Below are 20,861 nucleotides of genomic sequence, written 5' to 3' on the forward strand. Positions count from 1 at the left end.
TCCACCATGATCGCAACTGACGCCCCGGTGGCGGTGGTGCAACGGTTCTGGAACCGTACCCGGATCAGCGGCGCCGTCCTGGTCGCCGCCGGCGTGGTCGCGGCCGCCGTCTTCGGCTCGCTCGCCGCCGAGCAGCAGGCCCGGTTCACGCTCAGCGAGACCGCCGGCGGGGCCGCGCTGCGGATCCCCGGCAACCTGGGCGCGGTGCTGTTCGGCCTGGCGACCCTCGCCGCCGGTGCGCTGCTGCTCAGCCCGTACGGTGCCCGCTGGTTCCGCTGGCTGCTCGGCGTCGGCATCGTCGGCTTCGTGGTCAGCTTCCTCTGCTGGCAGATCTCCACCGCGCCGACCGGGCAGAACTTCATGCCGATGGTCAACATCGTCCGGGGCACCTTCCTGCTGGCGTTGCCGCTGGTCTTCGGCTCGCTGGCCGGGGTGCTCTGCGAACGCTCCGGGGTGGTCAACGTGGCCATCGAAGGACAGCTGCTGATGGGTGCGTTCGCCGGTGCGCTGATCGGCACCATGTCCGGCAACGTCTGGGTCGGGCTGATCGCCGCCGCGTTCGGCGGGGCGTTCATCTCGCTGCTGCTGGCCCTGTTCGCCATCCGCTACCTGGTCGACCAGGTGGTCATCGGCATCGTGCTGAACCTGTTCGCGATCGGCCTGACCGGCTTCCTCTACGAGCGGCTGATGCAGACCGACCAGCCGGCCTACAACCAGCCGCCGCACTTCGGCACCTGGGAGATCCCGCTGCTGTCCGACATCCCGGTGCTCGGGCCGGCGCTGTTCCGGGGCAGCATCTTCCTCTACCTGGCGCTGATCCTGGTCGTGGTGATCAATGTGGCGCTGTTCCGGACCCGGTGGGGGCTGCGGACCCGGTCGATCGGCGAACACCCGATCGCGGCGGACACCCTCGGCGTACGGGTGCTGGGATTGCGTTACCGCAACGTGCTGCTGGCCGGCATGGTGGCCGGGATCGGCGGCGGGTCGTACACCCTGCTGCTCTACTCGTTCACCAAGAACATGATCGGCGGCAAGGGCTTCATCGCCCTCGCCGCGATGATCTTCGGCCGGTGGAGTCCCACCGGGGCGCTGCTGGCGTCGCTGTTCTTCGGCTTCGCCGACCAGCTCGGTGCCTACCTGGGGGCGATCAGCAGCGCCATCCCGAGCCAGTTCCTGGCGATGCTGCCGTACCTCGCGACGCTGCTCGCGGTCGCCGGACTGGTCGGCCGGGTACGGGCACCGGCCGCCGACGGCAAGCCCTACATCAAAGCCTGATCAACGCCGGTTACCGTTTACTACTGGCCGGTCAGGTCCGGTCGTGCGAACCGGGCCGACCGGCCGGTGGCGGTGGCCGGTGCAGGTGAGGAGGGCAGTCGTGGAGATCGACTGGGTGGAGCTGCGGCGGGCCGCGACCGAGGCGATGCGGCACGCGTACGCGCCGTACTCGAACTTTCCGGTCGGCGCGGCCGGGCTGGTCGACGACGGCCGGGTGGTCGTCGGCTGCAACGTCGAGAACGCCGCGTACGGCGTGGTGCTCTGCGCCGAGTGCGGTGTCGTCTCGTCGCTGCACAGCACCGGCGGCGGCCGGCTGGTGGCGTTGTCCTGCGTCGGCGGGGACGGCCAGCCGCTGATGCCGTGCGGCCGCTGCCGTCAGCTGTTGTGGGAGCACGGCGGGCCGGAGTGCCAGGTCGAGGCGCTGCCTGCGCCGTTGACCGTGGCAGAGCTGCTGCCGCACGCGTTCGGCCCGGCGGACCTCGCGGCCGCCGCGCTCGCCCCGGGCGTCGGCGTCGGCCGGGGCACCGGACGCGGTGCCGGTCGTGGCGTGGCGGAGCGGGACCGGGTCGGCCCCGAGCACGTCGGGCGGGCCGACGCCGCCGGCCGCCCGGTGGTGGCACCGGACACCGCGGTGCCGGCCCGGCTGGCCAAGTGGCGGGGCCGGGGCACCGTCTTCGTGCACCCCGATTCGGCCGGCGGCGAGCTGGTCTGGACCGGCTACTGGGAACGGTCCGAATCCACCGGCGAGGCGGCCGGCTCGGGCATCCTGGAGGAGGCGCCGAGCTGGCCGTCGGCCGAGTCGGTGGTGGCCTGGGGCCGGGCGCGCACCCACCGGGTGGTGGTGGTCGACGCCGACGGCGGGGTCTCCTGGGCCGGCGAAGGCGACCCGCCGACCGAGGTGAGCACCCGCTGGACCAGCTGATCGAGCGCGGTAGCACCGCGAGCACCTGGCAGCAGCACCGCGAGCATCCGGCAGCCGATTTTCCTACCCCGCCCTCTCCGGCGTCGCCCGCGACCCTGGAACCATTGTGAAGGTATGACCGATTTGTCTAGTGACAGCACCAAGATGGCCGGCGTCGTCGACGTGATCCGCACCAAACGCGACGGCGGCCGGCTCAGCGACGCCCAGATCGACTGGACCATCGCCGCGTACACCCGGGGTGAGATCGCCGACGAGCAGATGTCGGCGCTGGCCATGGCGATCCTGCTACGCGGCATGGACACCGCGGAGATCGCCCGGTGGACCGCCGCCATGATCGCCAGCGGCGAGCGGCTCGACCTGTCCGGCGTACCTCGGCCCACCGTCGACAAGCACTCCACCGGTGGCGTCGGCGACAAGATCACCCTGCCGTTGACCCCGCTGGTCGCCGCCTGCGGCGCCGCCGTACCGCAGCTGTCCGGCCGAGGGCTCGGCCACACCGGCGGCACCCTGGACAAGCTGGAGTCGATCCCCGGCTGGCGGGCGGACCTGACCAACGACCGCTTCGTCGACCAGCTGCGCGACGTCGGCGCGGTCATCTGCGCGGCCGGCGACGGCCTCGCCCCGGCCGACCGCAAGCTGTACGCGTTGCGCGACGTCACCGGCACCGTCGAAGCAATCCCGCTGATCGCCAGCTCGATCATGAGCAAGAAGATCGCCGAAGGCACCGGCGCGCTGGTCCTCGACGTCAAGGTGGGCAGCGGAGCCTTCATGGCGTCGGTCGCCGACGCCCGGCAGCTCGCCCGCACCATGGTCGACCTGGGCGCCGCACACGGCGTCCGCACGGTCGCCCTGCTCACCGACATGTCCACCCCGCTCGGCCGGGCGGTCGGCAACGCCGTCGAGGTGACCGAATCGGTCGAGGTGCTCGCCGGCGGTGGGCCGGCGGACGTCGTGGAGCTCACCCTCGCGCTGGCCCGCGAAATGCTCGACGCCGCCGGCCTGCGCGACGCCGACCCGGCCGCCGCGCTGCGCGACGGTCGGGCGATGGACACCTGGCGGGCGATGATCACCGCACAGGGCGGGAACCCGCACGCCCCGCTACCGGTCGCCGCCGAAACCGAACTGGTCCGCGCCGACCGGGACGGTCACGTCGCCGCAGTCGACGCCCGCGCGATCGGGGTGGCCGCCTGGCGGCTCGGTGCCGGCCGGGCCCGCAAGGAGGATCCGGTCAGCGCCGCCGCCGGGGTGATCCTGCACCGCCGTCCGGGGGAGTCGGTCCGGGCCGGTGATCCCCTCGTCGAGCTGCGCGCCGACGACCCCGACCGGATCGCCGACGTGCTGCCGGCCCTCTCCGGCGGGTTCGGCCCGACGGATCCCGTTCAGCTCACCGACGCGCCACCGGCGACCACCGAGCTGGTCGTCGACCGGATCGCCTGATCCGCCGCGACCGGCGCACCGACACCCCTTGTCGTGGTACCCGTGACACAGAGCGGATATCCTGCCTCGCCGGGGGTCCGTCCAGGAGAGAAGCCGCCGCCGACTAGCAGGGAACGAAGCCTGTGACCGTACTCGCTCCTGACCCCCGGGCCATCCGCGCGGAGAGTCTCGACGAGCTGCGTCGGCTCCGCCTACCGTTGCCTCCGGCCGGCTTCCCGCTGGTCTGGGAGCCGGGTGACGGGGTCGAGCTGCGGCCCACCCCGGAGATCGAGGCCCGCACCGCGATCCTGCATCTGGTGCTGGCCCGCTGCTTCGGGATGCCGCCGCAGGCGGCGATGAGCTGGCTGCTCAACTCGCACCTGGTCGAGCTGGTCACCCCGCCGGAGTGGCAGTTCGTCATCGGGGGGCGTGGCGACCACCGCTCGTTCGTCCTGCACCACGACGCGATCTTCGCGTTGGCCTGGGTGCTGGGGCTGACCCGGCACCTCGACCCGGTCGCGGTCTCCGACGACCGACTGATGGCGTTGCTGCCGAAGCTGGCGGCCGGCGAAACCTTCGCCCAATGGCGTTCCCGGACCCTCGTCGCCCCCCGCGACGCGGCCGAGGCCGCCGTACTGCTCGACTTCTACTACTGCCTGGACTGGGGTTACCTGGAAGCGGAACGGCGGGGCGACCCGTTGCCCGGGGTGGTGGACGCCAACGCCATCGGGCAACGGCGGTGGGCCCTGGAATGGGCGGTCGTCTTCCGGGGCCCGTACCACGACGCGCCGCCCGGCTGGGAAGAGGTTGACCTGTCGACCTGACCGGTCCTCGGTCAGCTGCCCGGCTGGCAGCGGTAGATCGCCAGTTGGACGGCGGCGGAGACGGTGACCGGTTCCGGCAGCGCGGCGATCGCCGAGGCCAGGTCGGCCGGGTCGGTGTGCCGGGCGCTCGGCCCCATCCGTACCAGCGCGGTGACGTCGCGGTGCGACAGGCGCAGCCGGCGGCGCAGGACGTGCAGCGCGACCCGGTCGAAATGGTGCCGTAGCGCCGCGCCGGTACGGTCGTCCTTCGCCGGGTCCACCCGGAGCAACCCGAGGGGGCCGATCACCTCGCCGAGATGGTCGGGCAGCGGGGTGACCACGACCAGCGCGCCGCGCGGGCGCAGGATCCGGGCGAACTCCCCGCCGTTGCGCGGAGCGAACACGTTCAGCACCAGGTCGGCGCAGGCGTCGGCGACGGGCAACGGTCGCCAGGTGTCGCAGCGGACCGCGGCGGCCGACGGATGGGCGCGGGCGGCCCGGCGTACCGCCGCCTTGGACAGGTCCAGGGCGAGTCCGACGGCGCCGGGCAGCGCGTCGAGCACCGCCGCGAGGTAGGCCCCGGTCCCGGCGCCGGCATCAACCACGATCGGCCCGGCCCGGTCGTCCGGAGCCGGCTTGCCCGCGACCCGGTTGTCGGGGGCTCGGTTGTCGAGGGCCGGGCTGCCCACCGCCTCGACCAGCCCCGTGGCGACAACGTCGAAATGTCCGGTTCGAAGGAACTCGTCGCGGGCGGCGACCATCTCGGCGGAGTCGCCGGCGTGCCGTGCCCGGCCGGTCACCAGGTCCACGTAGCCCTGCCGGGCCACGTCGAAGCTGTGTCCAGCCGGGCAGCGCAGCGCCCGCACGGCGCCGTCGGCGTTGCCGTTGGTGCCGCCCGCGCGGGGGACGCCGCCGTCGCGGGCGGCGAGCGGCGCTCGGCAGACCGGGCAGCGCAGGTACGGCAGTACGTCGGTGAGCATCGTAGACATCCTGCCTGGCTGGTGACCGGCACCCGCGCAGGCATCGGCAATACCCGTGTCCCGTGCCGGAGCGCGACGTCGGAACCTACTACCCTCCACCCATGGTGGCTGTTTCGTTGGCGGAGATCGTTCGGGCGCCGAAGGTGTTGCTGCATGACCATCTGGATGGTGGGTTGCGGCCGGCGACGGTGGTGGAGTTGGCGGACGAGGTGGGTCATGTGCTGCCGGTGACGGATCCGTCGGAGTTGGGTCGGTGGTTCGTGTCGGCGGCTGATTCGGGGTCGTTGGAGCGGTATCTGGAGACGTTCGCGCACACGGTGGCGGTGATGCAGACGGAGGCGGGGTTGTTCCGGGTGGCGGCGGAGTGTGCGGTGGATCTGGCGGCGGACGGGGTGGTGTACGCGGAGGTGCGGTTCGCGCCGGAGCAGCATCTGTCGCGGGGGTTGGGGTTGGGTCAGGTGGTGGAGGCGGTGTTGGCGGGGTTCGCGGCGGGGTGTGCGGAGGCGGCGGAGGCGGGTCGGGTGATCCGGGTGGGGACGTTGTTGACGGCGATGCGGCATGCGGCGCGGTCGCAGGAGATCGCGGAGTTGGCGGTGCGGTACCGGGATGTGGGGGTGGTGGGGTTCGACATCGCGGGTGCGGAGGCGGGTTTTCCGCCGACGCGGCATTTGGACGCGTTCGAGTTTTTGCAGCGGGAGAATTTTCATTTCACGATTCATGCGGGTGAGGCGTTCGGGTTGCCGTCGATCTGGCAGGCGATTCAGTGGTGTGGTGCGGATCGGTTGGGGCATGGGGTGCGGATCGTGGATGACATCGAGGTGGGTGGGGGTGGGGTGCGGTTGGGGCGGTTGGCGTCGTATGTGCGGGACAAGCGGATTCCGTTGGAGTTGTGTCCGTCGTCGAATGTGCAGACGGGTGCGGTGGGTTCGATTGGTGAGCATCCGGTGGGGTTGTTGCGTGATCTGCGGTTCCGGGTGACGGTGAACACGGACAACCGGTTGATGAGTGGGACGTCGATGTCGCGGGAGATGTGGTTGTTGGTGGAGGCGTTCGGGTGGGGGTGGTCGGAGTTGCGGTGGTTGACGGTGAACGCGATGAAGAGTGCGTTCATCCCGTTCGACGAGCGGCTGGCGGTCATCGACGACGTCATCAAGCCTGCGTACGCCAAGCTGATCGGCTGACCTGGTAGCCAACCCGCCGGTGGCCCATCGGCCGCCGACAGTGGTCCCCCGTTCGGGCCACCGGTAGCCAACCACCCGGTCGGTGGCTGGTCGCGGAGGGCCATGTCCGGCGGGTCCTATCGGTGGTGGCGGCTCGACGTGGTGGGCGTAAGATGCTCGTCGCGCTCCGAGAGCACAGTTGCCCTCGAAGCCGGCAACACGGACCGAAGTGTTTACTTAACGTGATCAGGCAAGTGCTATTTGTCACAGGTCGGGATAACCATCGCATCACACTCGCAGTGACGAGCCACCTGGGCTTTCTCTTTGCGTGGTGTCGTGATGGAATCTCGGGGGTCCGATCCGCCCGGGTCGGCCGATGGGGTGTCCGGTGCAACGAACCGGCACCGATGAGGAGGGCGGTGACGTGAGCGAGCGGCCGAAGACGGCAGATTCATTCCTGTCGCGTCTCCGCCGGCCGGTTGGCCGGCTCAACGATCTGCCGATCTGGTCCAAGCTCGGTCTGATCATGATCGTGCCGACCCTGGCGACGATCGTGGTCGGTACCAACGGCCTCATCGGGCACCTGGAGACCGCTGGGAACGCGTCTCAGGCACGCACACTTGCCACCTTGGCCGCCGCCTCCGGCGACCTGGCCCACGACCTGCAGAACGAGCGGGCCGCCGCAGTGCTCCTGCTCGGCACCGGCAACGAGCAGCGCCGGCAGGGCTACCTCGATGCGTACAACGCCCTGCACGGCACCGTCGACGAGGCCCGGACGCCGTACTCGCAGCGCCGCGCGGAGCTGACCGACCTGCCGGTGAACTTCCGTAACCTGCTTTCCCGGATCGACCAGAACCTCGCCGACCTGCCCGGGGTACGCAGCCAGGTGGTCAACAGCGCCACCGCCGACGGCACCTACCGTCTCACCGAGGCCGCCCGCGCCTACGAGGTGCTGCTCAGCGACCTGCTCGACATCCGCGACTCGGCCGCCCAGCTGGCCAACGACACCGAGCTGAGCGACCACATGCGGGCCGCCGCTTCGCTGGCCCGCAACAAGGAGTTCCTCTCCCGTGAGCGGATCGTCGTGCTGCGGGCGTTCAGCCAGAACGCGTTGACCCCGTCACTGCGAACCGACTACATCAGTACCCGGGCCGGCCAGGCCCAGTCCCGGCAGAGCTTCGAGGCCGCCGCCGTCCAGGAAGACCTGGAGTTCTACAACCAGACGGTGGCCGGTCCGGCGCTGCGGGAAGCGGACACCTACGGCGGTTTCATCCGGGGCCAGAACGAAGAGTCGATGCGTGACACGCCGTTCGACGCCGACGCCTGGGACGCGGCGCTGACCGGACACGCGGACCTGATCCGCACCGTCGAGCAGAAGATCGACAGCGACGTGGTCAACGAGGCCACCATCCTGCGCGACGACGTACAGCAGCAGTTGTTGATCGAGACGATCCTGCTGCTCGTCGTGCTGCTGCTGGCGATCCTCTTCGCTGCTCTGGTCGCCCAGGCGATGGCGCGTTCGCTGCGTGAACTGCGCCAGGGCGCGCTCGCTGTGGCCCAGCACGGTCTCCCGCATGCTGTTGCCCGACTGCGGGACCCGCAGGTCACCGCGCAGAGCTCGCCGATGCAACTGGCCAACCAGATCGCCGAGCCGCTGCCGGTCCGCAGCAAGGACGAGTTCGGTCAGGTGACCGAAGCGTTCAACGCGGTTCACCTGGAGGCGGTCAAGACCGCCGCCGAACAGGCCGCACTGCGTTCGTCGGTGTCGACGATGTTCGTCAACCTCGCCCGCCGGTCACAGATCCTGGTCGACCGGTTGATCGGCCACCTGGACCGGTTGGAGCGCGGCGAGGAGGACCCGGACCGGCTCGGCGAACTCTTCCAGCTCGATCACCTCGCCACCCGGATGCGGCGCAACGACGAGAACCTGCTGGTTCTCGCCGGCGCGGACTCTACCCGCGTACAGCGTGAGCCGGCGGCACTGAGCGACGTGCTGCGCGCCGCGCAGTCCGAGGTCGAGCACTACACCCGGATCGAATTCGGGATGGTCGACCGGGACATCGAGGTCGCCGCGCACGCCGTCAACGACCTGGTCCACCTGGTCGCCGAGCTGTTCGACAACGCCACGGCCTTCTCGCCGCCGGACTCGCAGGTGATGGTCGAGGCCCGCCGGGTCGGCGACCGTGCCGTGCTCTACGTCGAGGACCGCGGTATCGGCGTCAGCGCCGACCAGCTGCGGGAGCTCAACGACCGGTTGGCCAACCCGCCGATGGTCGACGTGGCAGTGTCCCGGATGATGGGTCTCGTCGTGGTCGCCCGGCTGGCCAAGCGGCACGGTGTCAAGGTCGAGCTGCGCCCAGCCGCCGACCGGGGCACAGTCGCCGACGTCACCCTGCCGACCTCGGTGCTGATTCCGCGGGCCCTCGCCGGCCGCAACGCCGCCCCGGCCGCGTTCGGCTCCGGTGGCGGCCAGGAGATGCCCGCCGTCGCCCGGCCGTCGTTCGCCGCACCCCTTGCGTTGGAGGGCGGCAACGGGCCGTCGGGCGGTGGCTTCGGCGGCCGACCGGCCGAGCCACCGGCACCGGCACCGGCCGGCCCCCCGCCACGACCGTTCGAACCGGCACCGATCAACGGTGGTGGCCCGGCGACCCCGCCGGCCGCCCCGGCCCGCCCGATGCCAGCCTGGTCGGACCTGACCGGAGCGACCAACGGCACGAACGGCGCCAACGGCTCCGACGTGCTGGGAGCCCCGCCGGCCAATGGCCAGCAGCGCACCGGTCCGCTGCCACAGCGCCGATCCAACGATCACTGGACAGTCGACGGCGAGGTGACCGGAGCGGCGCCCACCAGCGGCATCCCGCGTCAGGCCCCCACCTCGCCGGAGACCCACGGCGCGCCGACCGGCCACCAACCGGTCAGTGGGCAGCCGTACGTCCCGCCGGTATCCGCACCCCCGGTCCGGCCGTTCTCGGCCCCGCCGGCGCCACCACCGGCAGCCGCCCCACAGCCCGCCGCGTTCCAGCAGCCGGCCAGCTTCCAACGCCCGACGCAGCCGCCGCCGCACCAGCAACGACCGGCGACACCGCCACCGGCTGCTCCGGCACCCTCGGCCGCGCCGCCGCCCAGCGCGGCACCACCGGCCTGGCCGCCGGTCGCGGCGGAGCAACGGGACACCCCGGCACCGCCGGTCCCGGAGAAGCTCGCTGCGGCGCTGGACATGACCGCCGAACTGCCGAGGGTGTCCCGGTCAGGTCCGGACAACGCGGCGACCGCCCAGCACCCGACGATCACCCCGCCAGCGGCACCCAAGCAGTTCGCCGACGAGACCATGGAACTGCCGATCTTCCGCGAGCTCGAGTCGGCTTGGTTCCGGACCCGGCGCCCCACCGCAGACGAAGCGCGGGCGGCAGCGGGAGCAATGATCAAGCAGTCCGGTGGTGCGGCCTCGGCCGCCACCACCCAGCCGATCGCCAAGGTGGAGGCCTCCCAGCCACCCGCTCCGGCGACGGAATCCGGGACGACCACGGCTGGCAGGCCCGGTTCGTCGTTGCCGCGTCGACCCGAGCCGGTGGCCGCCACCTCGCGGTCGGCTGCGGCCGGTGGCGGCGGTGGCGAGGGTCCGCAGGACAGCTGGCAGACCGCCGCAGACGACGGCTGGCGCGCGGCAAGCGCTGCGGCTGATGTCGAAGTGGCCGAAAAGACCCAGGCGGGCCTGCCCAAGCGGGTCCCGATGGCACAGCTAGTACCAGGTGGCGTAGACAAGGCGTCAGGTTCGGTACAGCGTCGCACACCGGAAGCGGTCCGTGGGCTATTGTCCGCGTACCACCGTGGTGTGCAACGCGGCCGTACTCAGCCCAAGGACGACCACTCGACCAACCCGGGGGCGACCCCGGGAGGGCAGCAATCCTCGCAGGCTGGCAAGGAGCATGAGGGATGACAACTACGCAGGATCTCGGTTGGCTGCTGGCCAACTTCGCCGATCGCGTGCCGGGGGTCGCTCACGCGATTGCGGTCTCAGCGGACGGTCTGCTCCTGGCGGCGTCCCGGGATCTTCCCCGGGACCGTGCGGACCAGCTCGCGGCCATCGCCTCCGGACTGGTCAGCCTCACCCAGGGCGCGGCGCGGTGTTTCGAGGGTGGTGCGGTGCTGCAGACAGTGGTTGAGATGGACAACGGCTTCCTCTTCCTCATGTCGATCTCGGACGGTTCGTCGTTCGCGGTACTGGCCGCCCGAAGCTCTGACGTCGGCCAGGTGGGGTACGAGATGGCTCTGCTGGTGGACCGGGTTGGCGAGGCGCTGACGCCAGCGCCCCGCACGGCCGCCGGAATGCTGGGCTGACCACGCTGACGAGACCGGTGCCGGCGTCGACGACCGGCACCGGTCTAGCAGAGAAGAACTGGACGCTACGAGCTCCGACAGGTGGAGCTGCGGGCAGGACGAGAGGGGGTGACGGCAGATGACCGAGCGCGATGAACCGACCGGTGCTCTGGTCAGGCCGTACGCCGTTACCCGTGGTCGTACCCGGCCGAAGCTGGAAATCGCCCTCGAGGCGCTCGTGGAAACGACGGTGCGCGGCCGGTCCTCAGGCGCTGTGCAAGGCGGCTCGGGCCGGGAGCACCAATACATTGCCGCGCTATGTGACGGCCGGCTGCAGTCGCTCGCTGAGATCGCGGCGCGGATGCAGCTCCCACTCGGAGTAGCCCGGGTCATCATCGCGGACATGGCCTCGGACGGCCTGGTCGCGGTGTACGAGCCGACATCCTTGGACGACACGAACGACGCGGTGGGCACGGAACTGCTGGAGAGGGTGCTGAGTGGACTTCGCAGGCTCTGACATGGCGCACCGCCCCATGGCCGGGCGCGTGACATCGGCGAAGATTGTGATCGCCGGTGGGTTTGGCGTCGGCAAGACGACGCTGGTCGGCTCGGTCTCGGAGATCACGCCGTTGACCACCGAGGCGATCATGACCTCGGCCGGTGTCGGCGTGGACGACACGCGACAGGTGCCGGGAAAGACGACCACCACGGTCGCCATGGACTTCGGACGTATCTCGATCGACCGAGATCTGATCCTCTATCTGTTCGGTACGCCGGGCCAGACTCGATTCTGGTTCATGTGGGACGAACTGGTGCGAGGAGCGATCGGGGCGGTGGTGCTGGTCGACACCCGTCGACTAGCCGACTGCTTCGCGGCGATCGACTTCTTCGAGCATCGGCGGCTGCCCTACCTGGTGGCGATCAACTGCTTCGACGGCATGCAGTACCACGATCCGCAGGACGTGCGTGACGCGCTGGCCATCTCCAGCGACGTCCCTGTCGTCCCGTGTGACGCGCGGAACCGTGAGTCGACGAAGCACGTGCTGATCTCGCTGGTCGAGTACGTGCTGACCATGCGGCGTCAGCGCGCGGTGGCACCGGCCTGACCGCCCCGACCCACCCGGCACGGACTCTCCCGATCTGCGACCCGAACCGGCGGCACCTGACCCAGGTGCCGTCGGTAGGTGTCGTTTGCGGCCGGCCCGCGTGTGGTGCCTGCCGACATCAGCGGGGTGGGAGCGACATCGGCGTGGGCGGCAGTGGCACCTGCGGCAGGACGGGCGTTCCACGACGGGTGTACGGAGCACGGCGGGCACGACTCTCGGGCACCAGGCCCGAGCAGGCCGGCACCAGGCCCGAGCACGCGGGTACCCGTCAGCGGCGGGTGGTGACCCCCGGTCAGGAGTGGTGACCGGCCGGTCGGTACTCGTACTCGCGGCCGTCGCCCTGTCCGCTCTGGTCCCGGCTGAAGTCCCATCCGCCGGCGGCTTCCCGGCCGGGCCGTCCGCCGACGGCGTACCCGCCGATCTCCTGACCTCGACGCCAGCCCCGGAAGTAGCCGTTGGTGTGTTCGGCGATGCTCGCCGCGTCTCGGACGATCCGCAGCGGGCGCTCGTCGCGCAGCGGTGAGCCCGGAACCAGGTTGGCCTGCGGCACCCGCTTCGGTAGCCCGGCGTTGGTTGCGGCACCGATCGACGGCTGCGCGGCCAACTCGGCAGCCCGCCAGCCGTTGTCCGCCTGCGTCGCGAACTCCGCCCCGTCGGTTTCCGGATGCCGGACGAACCAGGCCGACCGTGCCGCCGCGAAGATCAGCAGGTCGCCGTCGCCCTCATCGGGTACGGGCGGGGCGCTCAGCGGCTCTACGGCGGCCCGACGGCCGCGACCGTACTCGGTGGGCTGGGGAGCGTCCACGAGACGCAGCGGTGGAGTCTCCGCCGGGGCGTCGGGCCGGCTGTAGTCGTCGGGCCGGTAGCTGTCGGGCCGTCCGTAGCCGTCGGCTCGGAAGTCGTCCTGTCGGACCTGGTCGGCGACCGGCGGTTCGACCAGACGCAGCATCGGTGGCTCCGGCGGCAGGTCGTCGGCCAGCCACGGTGGCTTGACCCGGCCGCTGTGCCCGTTGGACGCGGCCGGCAGGTGTTCCTCGTGCCCTCCCGGGTAGACCGGATCGGGCTCGTCAGCGCCGTCGGGACCGGGCGGCACCAGCGGCCAGTTGGACCGGGAACCGGGTGGTGACGACGTCGGCGGACCGGGTCGGGGGGCGGGAACGGGCAGGCTGTAATCGGTCGCGGAGAAGCCTCCGGTCGGCGGCTCGGCGAGCGGCGAACCACTGACCGGTGCTGCCGAGGCCGGTGCCCCGGACATCGGTGCCCCGGACATCGGGCTGCCAGAGACCGGGTGCGCCGACACCGGGGTCCCGGAGACCGGCGCCGTACCCGCCGGTGGCGCCGACTGTGGCGAGATGGTCGGGGCGGGGCCGGCCGGACCGGCACCTGCCCGGGTGTTCGGCCGAGGGGTGATCGGGGTCGGCCGGCGCTGTGCCCGCGCGTCGTTGATGGCAGCAGTGGTGAGCGTGGCGCGGAACGGCTCGCCGGCGTCCGCTGGTGCGATGCCGGGACGTTGCGCCGGCATCGGGGTCATCCCGGGCGGTGGCGGGGGAGGGGGAGGGGCGGACACCGGACGGTCGCTGCCCGGTTCGGCGGAACGCCGGGCCACCGGGGCGAGTGGGGTGAGTGGCGTCGGCGCGTTCGGCGGCGGCGCCACCGGGGCCGGTGCCACCGGCGGCGTGGTCATCGGCTGAGGGGAGGTGGGGGTGCCACCGCCTACCGGCTGCGGGCGGGCCCGCCGGCCGCCGGCGGGGGTGCGACTCGGGCCGGCGTCCGGGGCCGGCGGTACCGCGTGCAGCCCGGGTGCCGGCGGCCCGGAGGTCGGGTCGGCCGCCCGGCGCGCTGCGTGCGGCGCGCCGATCGGGGGCGGGGCGACGACCCGGGCGGTCAGGGTGGCGACCAGGGCATCGGCGGCGGCGTCGCAGGCCCGGACGGCGGCGACGGCGTGCCGCACCGTCTCGGCGGTGGCCGAGGTGAGCGCCTTGTTGACAGTGCTGCGGCGGGGCGACTCGACGATCGCCACCCGTAGGGCGGTCACCGCCGCGTCGATGGTCTGCGCGTCGGCCACCCCGTCGGAGGCGAGGTGGGCGGCGACCGCGTCAGCGGCGACGGTGAGCTCGCGGTTGCGTGAGCTGGTGCCGCTGAGCATGCCCGGCTCCGGCAGGGCGTCGAGCACCGCGAGCGCGACCGGCTCGGCCGGGTCGGGGTAGGCCCGCAGCGCGGCCGGGTACAGCTCCCGGAGCACCTCGCGCAGTGCCACGGCGGCGGCCTGCCGGCCGTTGGCCAACGCGGCGTGCGCGGCCAGCACCGGCTTGTACGCGACAAGGTCGCGGGAGACGGGCAGGGCCACCGCGGACATCGCCCCGGCCTGGAGCGACCGGGCCAGCCCGACGGCGCGCCGCTGGGCCGGCGCGGAGGACATCTCGTCCAGCGACTCGTCGTCGGCGAACCGCTCGGCGTAGTCGTCCGCGGCGTCGTCGTCGGCCACCGCGAGTGGGCGACCGGCAGCGGTCAGCAGCGAGGTGACGACGTGGTCGTCACTGTCGGCGGCGATGGCAGCTCCGCTCGCGCCACCCGACCGCTCGATGAGCATGCAGCTCAGCCGGGCGTAGCCAGCCGGGTCGTCGCCGATCTCGCAGACGTCGAGCAGCCGGCCGGCGTCGTCGACTATCGCGGCGGACAGGGCCGGACCGGTCGAAGCCGACCGGGCAGCCCGGTCCGCCGATGCCAGACCGCAGTACACCCGCACGAGCGCCACCGCGCCGTCCTCCTCCCGGACACCCGTCATGCCAAGGACTGATGGTCCCTGGTGAGGGGTCAGTCGCGCCAGTCCGCAGCGGCAGAGATCTTGCCGATAATCGTGCGCCAGCCGAGACTTGCCGTTTGTGCCCCGATTTTCTTCAACTTGCGGCGCGCCATGAAACCGCCGATGCCGCCGTCAACCGTCGACCTTAGCGCCTCGTCAAGATCGTCCAGCCTGGATCCGGTGGAGAGCATGTCCAGCACTGAGGGCATCCGCAGAGCGTACGCGAGGTCCCTCGCGACCTCGCCGGACTGGATCAGCAGCGCCGCGTCCCAGGCGTCGTGGCCGCCTCGCAGGTTCTCCACCACGAGATCGAGTTCGTAGGTGTCCTCCGGGAGCGCCGCGACGTCCGCCGGCTGCAGCCGGTCGACCAGATCCGGCCAGCTGTCCAGCTGCGCGAGGTCGTGCGACGCGCCGGACCGGACGAAACTGACGAGCGCCTCGGGGTCGCGGAACAGCAGCAGCTTGCCCCGGTGGCTGAGGAAGATCGGCACCTCTTCACCGCCGTCGGCCGACTCGGTGACATCGACATCGGCATCCGCATCGGCGACTTCGTCGGCGTCGTCACTCCCACCGGCTGCGTCACCCTTGCCGGCCTTGCCACCCTTGCCCGACTTGCTCGTTGACCCGGCCTGCTGCTCCTTCTCTTCCTCCGCGAGCGCTGCGGCGAACTCCTCGTCCAGGATGACCACGGACTCGTCGTCCTCGTCCTCCTCGGCGGCTGCCCGCTGCCGAGCGGCGAACAGATCATCCTCCTCGCGCTCGGAGATGTCGGTCGGGGTCAACGCGGCGGACGGCCGGTAGGCGCGCAGCGTGTAGCCGACGCCAGCCGGCAACGCGATCTCGACCGGGTCGATCCGTACGTCCTGCCAGAGCGACCGGTCGGCGGCGAGCGCCGTGTCGTCGGGGTCGGATACGGTGTCGGCCGCTGCTTCGACGTCGGCCGTCGCGGCGTCCACCGCGTCGTCAGGACCCTCGGATCCGGCCGTGCGCCGGTCGGCATCGGGCTGGTTCGGCAACTTGGCCACGCTGACCTCCGTGTGTTCTCCGGTGACGGCGCCCAGACCCGGACTGTCGGGTGGGTGACTCTGCGCACACCCTAGTGGGCTGCCCGCCGTGTGGCATGCCCGGACCCCGTCCCGCCTCAGTTGGCTGCCGCCAGGTAACCCTGTTCGGCGGCCCGCTGCATGATCCACTGTTCCTGGTACCAGCCGGGCCGTCCGGTCAGCTCGGCGTGGTCGCCCCGTTGGACGATCCGGCCAGCGTCCAACACCAGGATCTCATCCATCGATTCGAGCCCGGTCAGCCGGTGGGTCACCAGCACCACGCTGCGGCCGTCGGCGGCGGCCAGCGCCGACGCCAGCACCGTGTCCGCCGTCGGCGGGTCGAGCCCTTCGGTGGGTTCGTCGAGGACCAGCACCGATGGGCCGACCAGCAGCGCCCGGGCGAGGGCGAGCCGCTGCCGCTGTCCACCGGAGATCCGGCTGCCGGCCGCCCCTACCAGGGTCTGCCAGCCGTCCGGCTGCTCGCGTACCCAGTCGAACAGGCCGGCCGCAGCCGCCGCAGCGGCGAGCTCGTCGTCGGTCGCCGTGGGCCGGCCCAGCAGCAGGTTGTCGCGAACTGTGGCGTTGAACACGTACGCCTCGGCGAGCAGCCCGCCGACCAGCCGGTGCCGCCCTCCGGCCGGCACGTCGGCCAGGTCCACGTCGTCGACCGTCACCCGGCCGCCGTCCGGTGGCACCGCCCCGGTGAGCACGCCAAGCAGGGTGCTCTTGCCGGCGCCGCTCGGACCGACCACGGCGATCCGGCGATCGGGCGGCAGCGACAGATCGACCCGGTCCAACGCCGGTGACGCGCCGGCCCGGTATCGCACCGTGACGCCGTCGAGCACCAGCGTCGGCCGGCGGCCGTCGGCCGCCGCAGCGCCGACCGGGTCGGCCGCGGCCGGTCCCGTCGTACGCGGCTCGGCGTCGGTCTGTCCGGCGTCGGCCTGGCCCGCTTCGGTCAGCAGGTCGGCGACCCGGCGCAGCCCGCCGCGCAGCTGTGCCCACTGCCGGGCGGCGGCGACCAGCGCCAGACTCATCTCGACGGCGGCCAGGGCACCGACCGCGAGGACGCCGACCAGTACCCCGCCGACGTCGTCGCGCAACGCGGTCACCGTCACCGCCGCCACGGTCAGCCCGGCGACGAGCACGCCGACGCCGTCGACCGCCCAGCCGGTCGCCGCCAGCCGCCGCTCCAGCCGGGCGAGTTCCCGGGCCCGCCGGGTGCTCCGGCGCAGGGCGTCGGCGGTGCCGCCGAACGCCGCCAGGTCGGCCGCCCCGTGGATCAGATCGGCGCCGTCCGCCGCGAACTCGCCGCGCAGCGGCGCCACCCGGTCAGCCGTACGCCAGGTGAGCAGCGCCGCGACCGCCGGCAGACCGCCACCGGCGACCGCCAGCCCGGCCGCCAGTGTGAGCGCCGCCGCCGGGCTGACCGTCGCGGCGCCGGCGACCGCGAGCACCGCGACGGTGGCCGCAGCGGTACCGGGCACCAGCACCCGCAGCAGCAGATCCTGCACGGCCTCGACGTCGGAGACCAACCGGCTGAGGGCGTCGCCGGAGCGGTCCTCGGTGGTCGGCCGTCGCGCGGCCAGCGCGGTGAAGATCCGGAACCGTACGTCGGTGACCACCCGTAACGTGGCGTCGTGACCGGCCAACCGTTCCGTGTAGCGCAGCACGCCCCGGCTGATCGCCAGCGCCCGTACGCCGACGATCGCCACGGTGACCGCGTCCAGCGGCGGCCGACCAGCGGCGGTGATCAGCAACCACACGGCGGTGGCCATCAACGCGAGCGCGGCCGCCTCGGTCGCCGCGGCCAGCAGGCCGGCACCGACCAGCCGGCCGAGGTACGGCCGGGCCAGCGACAGCACGGTCCGCTCCGGCCGCACGCCGGTCACGGGGCGGCCGCCTCGAGGTCGCGTCCGGTGATCCGGCCGGCGTCCAGCCGGACGACCCGCTCGACGCCGTCGAGCAGCGCCGGCCGGTGCGCCACGATCAACGCGGTCCGACCGGTGACCAGCTGCCGTGACCCGGCCAGGACCGCCGCCTCCGAGGCGCCATCCAGCCGGGCGGTCGGCTCGTCGAGCAGGACCACCGGCGCGTCCCGGAGGAAGGCGCGGGCCAACGCGACACGTTGGCGCTGCCCGCTGGACAGCCCGTGGCCCCGTTCGCCGAGCCGGGTGGCCAGCCCGTCGGGCAGCGCCGCCACCACATCGGTGAGCGCGGCGGCGCGTACCGCCGCCGACAGCTCGTCCGGGTCGGCGTCCGGCGCGCCCAGCGCGATGTTGTCGGCGAGCGAGGCGGCGAACAGGTGCGCGTGTTGGGGCACCCAGGCGAGCCGTAGCCGCCACTGCTCGATGTCGAGTTCGGCGAGGTCGACCCCGTCGACGGTGATCCGGCCGGCGGTCGGCGTGACGAAGCCGAGCAGCAGATGCAGCAGGGTGCTCTTGCCGGCTCCGCTGGGACCGATCACGGCGATCCGTTCGCCGGCCCGGATCGTCAGGTCGACGTCCCGCAGCGCTGTGGTCCGGGGGTAGGCCACGGTGACCGACTCGAACCTGATCTCCGCCGGCGGCGACCCGACGACCGCCGGTGTCGCTCGGCCCGCCCACCTGCCCGCGCCGTCGGCGGCGTCGCGGGCCGGATCGCCGTCGGCGTCGCGGGCCGGATCTATGCCGCTGACGTCGCGCGCCGGATCGTCCTCGCCGATCAGCGTGAGCGCCTCGTCGAGCACGGTGAGACCCTCCATGCTGGCGTGGAACCGGCTGCCCGCGGTGCGCAGCGGCAGGTACGCCTCCGGGGTGAGCAGCAGCACCAGCAACGCGGTGGACAGCGCCATTCCACCGGTGAGCAGCCGCAGTCCGATCGGCACCGCGACCAGCGCCACCGCCAAGGTGGCTACCAGCTCCAGAACCAGCCCGGAGAGGAAGGCGATGCGCAGCGTACCCATGGTGGCGACCCGGTGCCGGTCGGCCATCCGGCGTACCACCTCGGCCTGCGCCCGCTGCCGGCCGAAGGCCCGCAGCGTCGCCAACCCCGCCACCATGTCCAGGAAGTGGCCGCCGAGCTGGGCCAACCGCCGCCACTGCCGTTCGGTCGCGGCCTGCGCGTGCCAGCCCAGCAGCGCGCCGAAGACCGGGATCAGCGGCAGGGTGACCGCGACGATCAACGCGGAGCTCCAGTCGGCGAACGCCAGCCGGGCGAGCACCGCCACCGGCACGGTCACGCTCAGCACCAGCTGCGGCAGGTAGCCGGTGAAGTAGCCGTCGAGCGCGTCGACGCCCCGACCGGTCAGGGTGGCGAGCTGGCCGGCGCGCTGACCGGACAACCAGGCGGGGCCACGTCGGTGGATCGCGGCCAGCAGGTCCGCCCGCAACTGCGCCTTGACCACGGCTGCGGCGTCGGCGGCGAGGTAACCCTGCGCCCAGAGCAGCGCGGCGCGGCCGGTGACCGCCAGGACGAAACCGACGAGCGCGGCACGGTCCAGCTCGCCACCGGCGGCCGCGGCCAGCACCAGCGCCAGCGTGGTGGCCTGGGCGATGATCAGGCCGGCGGCGACCACGCCGAGCACGCCGAGCAGGGCGAGCCGTACCCGCACCGCCGGCACCTGGCGTACCAGCCGTGGATCGAACGGCCGGCGGCGACCGGCCCGGTCGGCCGGTGCGGTGACGGTGCTCACCAGCTGAGGTACAGCGACGCGGGCAGCAGGAGCAGCGCGGCGGCGACCACACTCGCGGCCGCCGGCCGCAGCCGGGGTGCCGGACCGGCGAGCAGCAGCCGCTGCACCCGGGCGTCGAGCTCCAGGTCGGCGGCGCCGAGCGCACCGGCCGGGGTGATCCGGCTACCGGCGCTGGCGAACCGACGCAGCGCGGTGGCGAGCGGCTCGTCGGCGTGCTGACGCCGGGCCTTGTCGTCGGCGCGCATCTCGACCAGCAGGGCGACCGCGTCGTGCGCCGCCCGCAGCCAACGCACCCGGGGCAGCGCCCGGCACAGCGCGGTGAACGGCAGCAGTACCAGGTCGTGCCGTTCGTCGGCGTGCGCCCGCTCGTGGCTGAGCACGGCGGCGAGCTCGCCGGGGCCGAGCAGGTCGAGCGTGCCGGCGCTGACCACCACGGTCGGCCGAACCCCGGGCAGGCAGTAGGCGGCCGCCCCCGGGTGGTCGAGCACCAGTGCGCCCGGTGCGGCCGGATCGGCGCGGCCGACCAGTGCGAGCAGGTCCCGGTGCCGGCGCTGGACCCGTACGGCGGCGAGCAGGCTGCGTACGGTGGATCCGAGCAGGACGGTGGCGATCGCGGCGGCGAGGCCGACCAGCGCCAGCCGGACCGGCCCCAGCCCGGCCGGGAAGCCGCCCGCCGGCCAGCCGTGTCCGGTGGCCAGGCTGGTCACCCCGGCGGCGAGGTCGCCGACGAACAGGCCGGTGGCGCGGCCCGGCCCGGTGCCGTACGGGGCGAGCCCGACCGCCAGCGGAACGCCGATCGCGGCCAGCCCGACCGCCAGACCGAGCGCCTGCCAGCAGAGGATCGCCACCCGAGGGCTGCGCCAGGTCCAGCCGGGGCCGAACCAGACCGAGCGGGTCAACGCCTGGGCGGTCAGATAGCAGGCGAGGATCACCGCGGCGAAGTGCGCGCCGTAGGCCATGGCAGCGTCAACTCCGCCGGTCCGCCGCCTGCGCCTGGTCGGTGAGCGCGGCCCGGAGCACTTCGGCTTCGGTGCCGGTGACCGATCTGGCGAATCGGACCAGGGCCGCGTCCCGGCTGCCGGCCAGGTCCAGCGCGTCGAGCATCAACTGGGCGATGTACGCCTCACGGCTGGCCGCCGGCTGGTAGTGCCACGCCCGGCCGGCGCGCTCCCGACTGACCATGCCCTTGCCGGCGAGCCGGTCCAGCACCGTCATCACCGTCGTGTACGCCAGGTCGCGGTCCTGCAGGGTTTCGGCGACGTCGCGGACGGTGACCGGACCGGCTGCCGGGTCGCGGTCCCACAGCACGTCCATCACCGCGCGTTCGAGGTCACCCAGTCGCGTCACCTCGCGATCCTATCGC

Annotated in this window: 15 protein-coding genes and 1 pseudogene; 9 read left to right on the plus strand and 7 right to left on the minus strand. The window is 72.7% G+C overall.

Translation table 11 applies throughout. The features are described from left to right. Window positions 1-6: 6 nt before the first annotated feature. The 4 genes from O7553_RS02190 (at window position 7) to O7553_RS02205 (ending at window position 4,437) form a co-directional block, all read left to right on the plus strand. Complete coding sequence (locus O7553_RS02190; protein WP_281555429.1) at window positions 7-1,275, plus strand: ABC transporter permease; 1,269 nt, start codon at window positions 7-9, stop codon at window positions 1,273-1,275. A 100-nt stretch (window positions 1,276-1,375) separates the two neighbouring features. Next, window positions 1,376-2,197, plus strand: a complete 822-nt coding sequence (locus O7553_RS02195; RefSeq protein ID WP_281553224.1) for a cytidine deaminase — start codon at window positions 1,376-1,378, stop codon at window positions 2,195-2,197. Window positions 2,198-2,341: 144 nt separating this feature from the next. Continuing rightward, window positions 2,342-3,634 (plus strand): thymidine phosphorylase, encoded by a 1,293-nt coding sequence (locus O7553_RS02200; protein WP_281555430.1) that lies wholly within the window; start codon window positions 2,342-2,344, stop codon window positions 3,632-3,634. A gap of 122 nt (window positions 3,635-3,756) precedes the next feature. Then, window positions 3,757-4,437, plus strand: a complete 681-nt coding sequence (locus tag O7553_RS02205; protein WP_123605494.1) for a DUF4272 domain-containing protein — start codon at window positions 3,757-3,759, stop codon at window positions 4,435-4,437. A gap of 11 nt (window positions 4,438-4,448) precedes the next feature. Here O7553_RS02205 and O7553_RS02210 read toward each other — a convergent pair whose 3' ends face one another. Continuing rightward, window positions 4,449-5,396, minus strand: coding sequence for a putative RNA methyltransferase (locus O7553_RS02210; protein ID WP_281553225.1), 948 nt, complete (start codon window positions 5,394-5,396; stop codon window positions 4,449-4,451). A 101-nt stretch (window positions 5,397-5,497) separates the two neighbouring features. Here O7553_RS02210 and O7553_RS02215 point away from each other — a divergent pair, with 101 nt between their 5' ends. The 5 genes from O7553_RS02215 to O7553_RS02235 all read left to right on the plus strand — a co-directional run bounded on the left by O7553_RS02215 (window position 5,498) and on the right by O7553_RS02235 (window position 11,979). After that, complete coding sequence (locus O7553_RS02215; protein ID WP_278171353.1) at window positions 5,498-6,577, plus strand: adenosine deaminase; 1,080 nt, start codon at window positions 5,498-5,500, stop codon at window positions 6,575-6,577. Window positions 6,578-6,980: 403 nt separating this feature from the next. Beyond that, entirely contained in the window at window positions 6,981-10,493 is a 3,513-nt protein-coding gene (locus O7553_RS02220; protein WP_281553226.1) for a nitrate- and nitrite sensing domain-containing protein, read from the plus strand. Then, window positions 10,490-10,894 (plus strand): roadblock/LC7 domain-containing protein, encoded by a 405-nt coding sequence (locus tag O7553_RS02225; protein WP_278171351.1) that lies wholly within the window; start codon window positions 10,490-10,492, stop codon window positions 10,892-10,894. The genes O7553_RS02220 and O7553_RS02225 overlap by 4 nt, the downstream gene beginning before the upstream one ends. Window positions 10,895-11,012: 118 nt before the next feature. Next, the gene (locus O7553_RS02230; protein ID WP_281553227.1) at window positions 11,013-11,390 is read left to right on the plus strand and encodes a DUF742 domain-containing protein; all 378 of its coding nucleotides are present in this window, start codon (window positions 11,013-11,015) and stop codon (window positions 11,388-11,390) included. 1 nt (window position 11,391) lies between these two features. Further along, entirely contained in the window at window positions 11,392-11,979 is a 588-nt protein-coding gene (locus O7553_RS02235; protein ID WP_123605491.1) for an ATP/GTP-binding protein, read from the plus strand. 292 nt (window positions 11,980-12,271) lie between these two features. Here O7553_RS02235 and O7553_RS02240 read toward each other — a convergent pair whose 3' ends face one another. The 6 genes and pseudogenes from O7553_RS02240 to O7553_RS02265 form a co-directional block, all read right to left on the minus strand. Beyond that, window positions 12,272-14,764: a transposase gene (locus O7553_RS02240; RefSeq protein ID WP_281553228.1), complete on the minus strand. Its 2,493-nt coding sequence runs from the start codon at window positions 14,762-14,764 to the stop codon at window positions 12,272-12,274. 29 nt (window positions 14,765-14,793) lie between these two features. Next, entirely contained in the window at window positions 14,794-15,843 is a 1,050-nt protein-coding gene (locus O7553_RS02245) for a DNA primase (protein WP_281555431.1), read from the minus strand. An 80-nt stretch (window positions 15,844-15,923) separates the two neighbouring features. Next, window positions 15,924-17,690 (minus strand): annotated as a pseudogene (gene cydC, locus O7553_RS02250) (thiol reductant ABC exporter subunit CydC); the annotation flags it as partial. 23 nt (window positions 17,691-17,713) lie between these two features. Next, window positions 17,714-19,498 (minus strand): thiol reductant ABC exporter subunit CydD, encoded by a 1,785-nt coding sequence (gene cydD / locus O7553_RS02255; RefSeq protein WP_281553229.1) that lies wholly within the window; start codon window positions 19,496-19,498, stop codon window positions 17,714-17,716. Further along, on the minus strand, window positions 19,495-20,457 hold the full coding sequence (locus O7553_RS02260) for a M56 family metallopeptidase (protein ID WP_281553230.1): 963 nt from the start codon (window positions 20,455-20,457) through the stop codon (window positions 19,495-19,497). Before O7553_RS02260 ends, cydD begins: the two co-directional genes overlap by 4 nt. 7 nt (window positions 20,458-20,464) lie before the next feature. Next, the gene (locus O7553_RS02265; RefSeq protein ID WP_281553231.1) at window positions 20,465-20,845 is read right to left on the minus strand and encodes a BlaI/MecI/CopY family transcriptional regulator; all 381 of its coding nucleotides are present in this window, start codon (window positions 20,843-20,845) and stop codon (window positions 20,465-20,467) included. Window positions 20,846-20,861: the final 16 nt, after the last annotated feature.

The organism is Solwaraspora sp. WMMA2059 (genome assembly GCF_027497315.1).
GTDB lineage: Bacteria > Actinomycetota > Actinomycetes > Mycobacteriales > Micromonosporaceae > Micromonospora_E.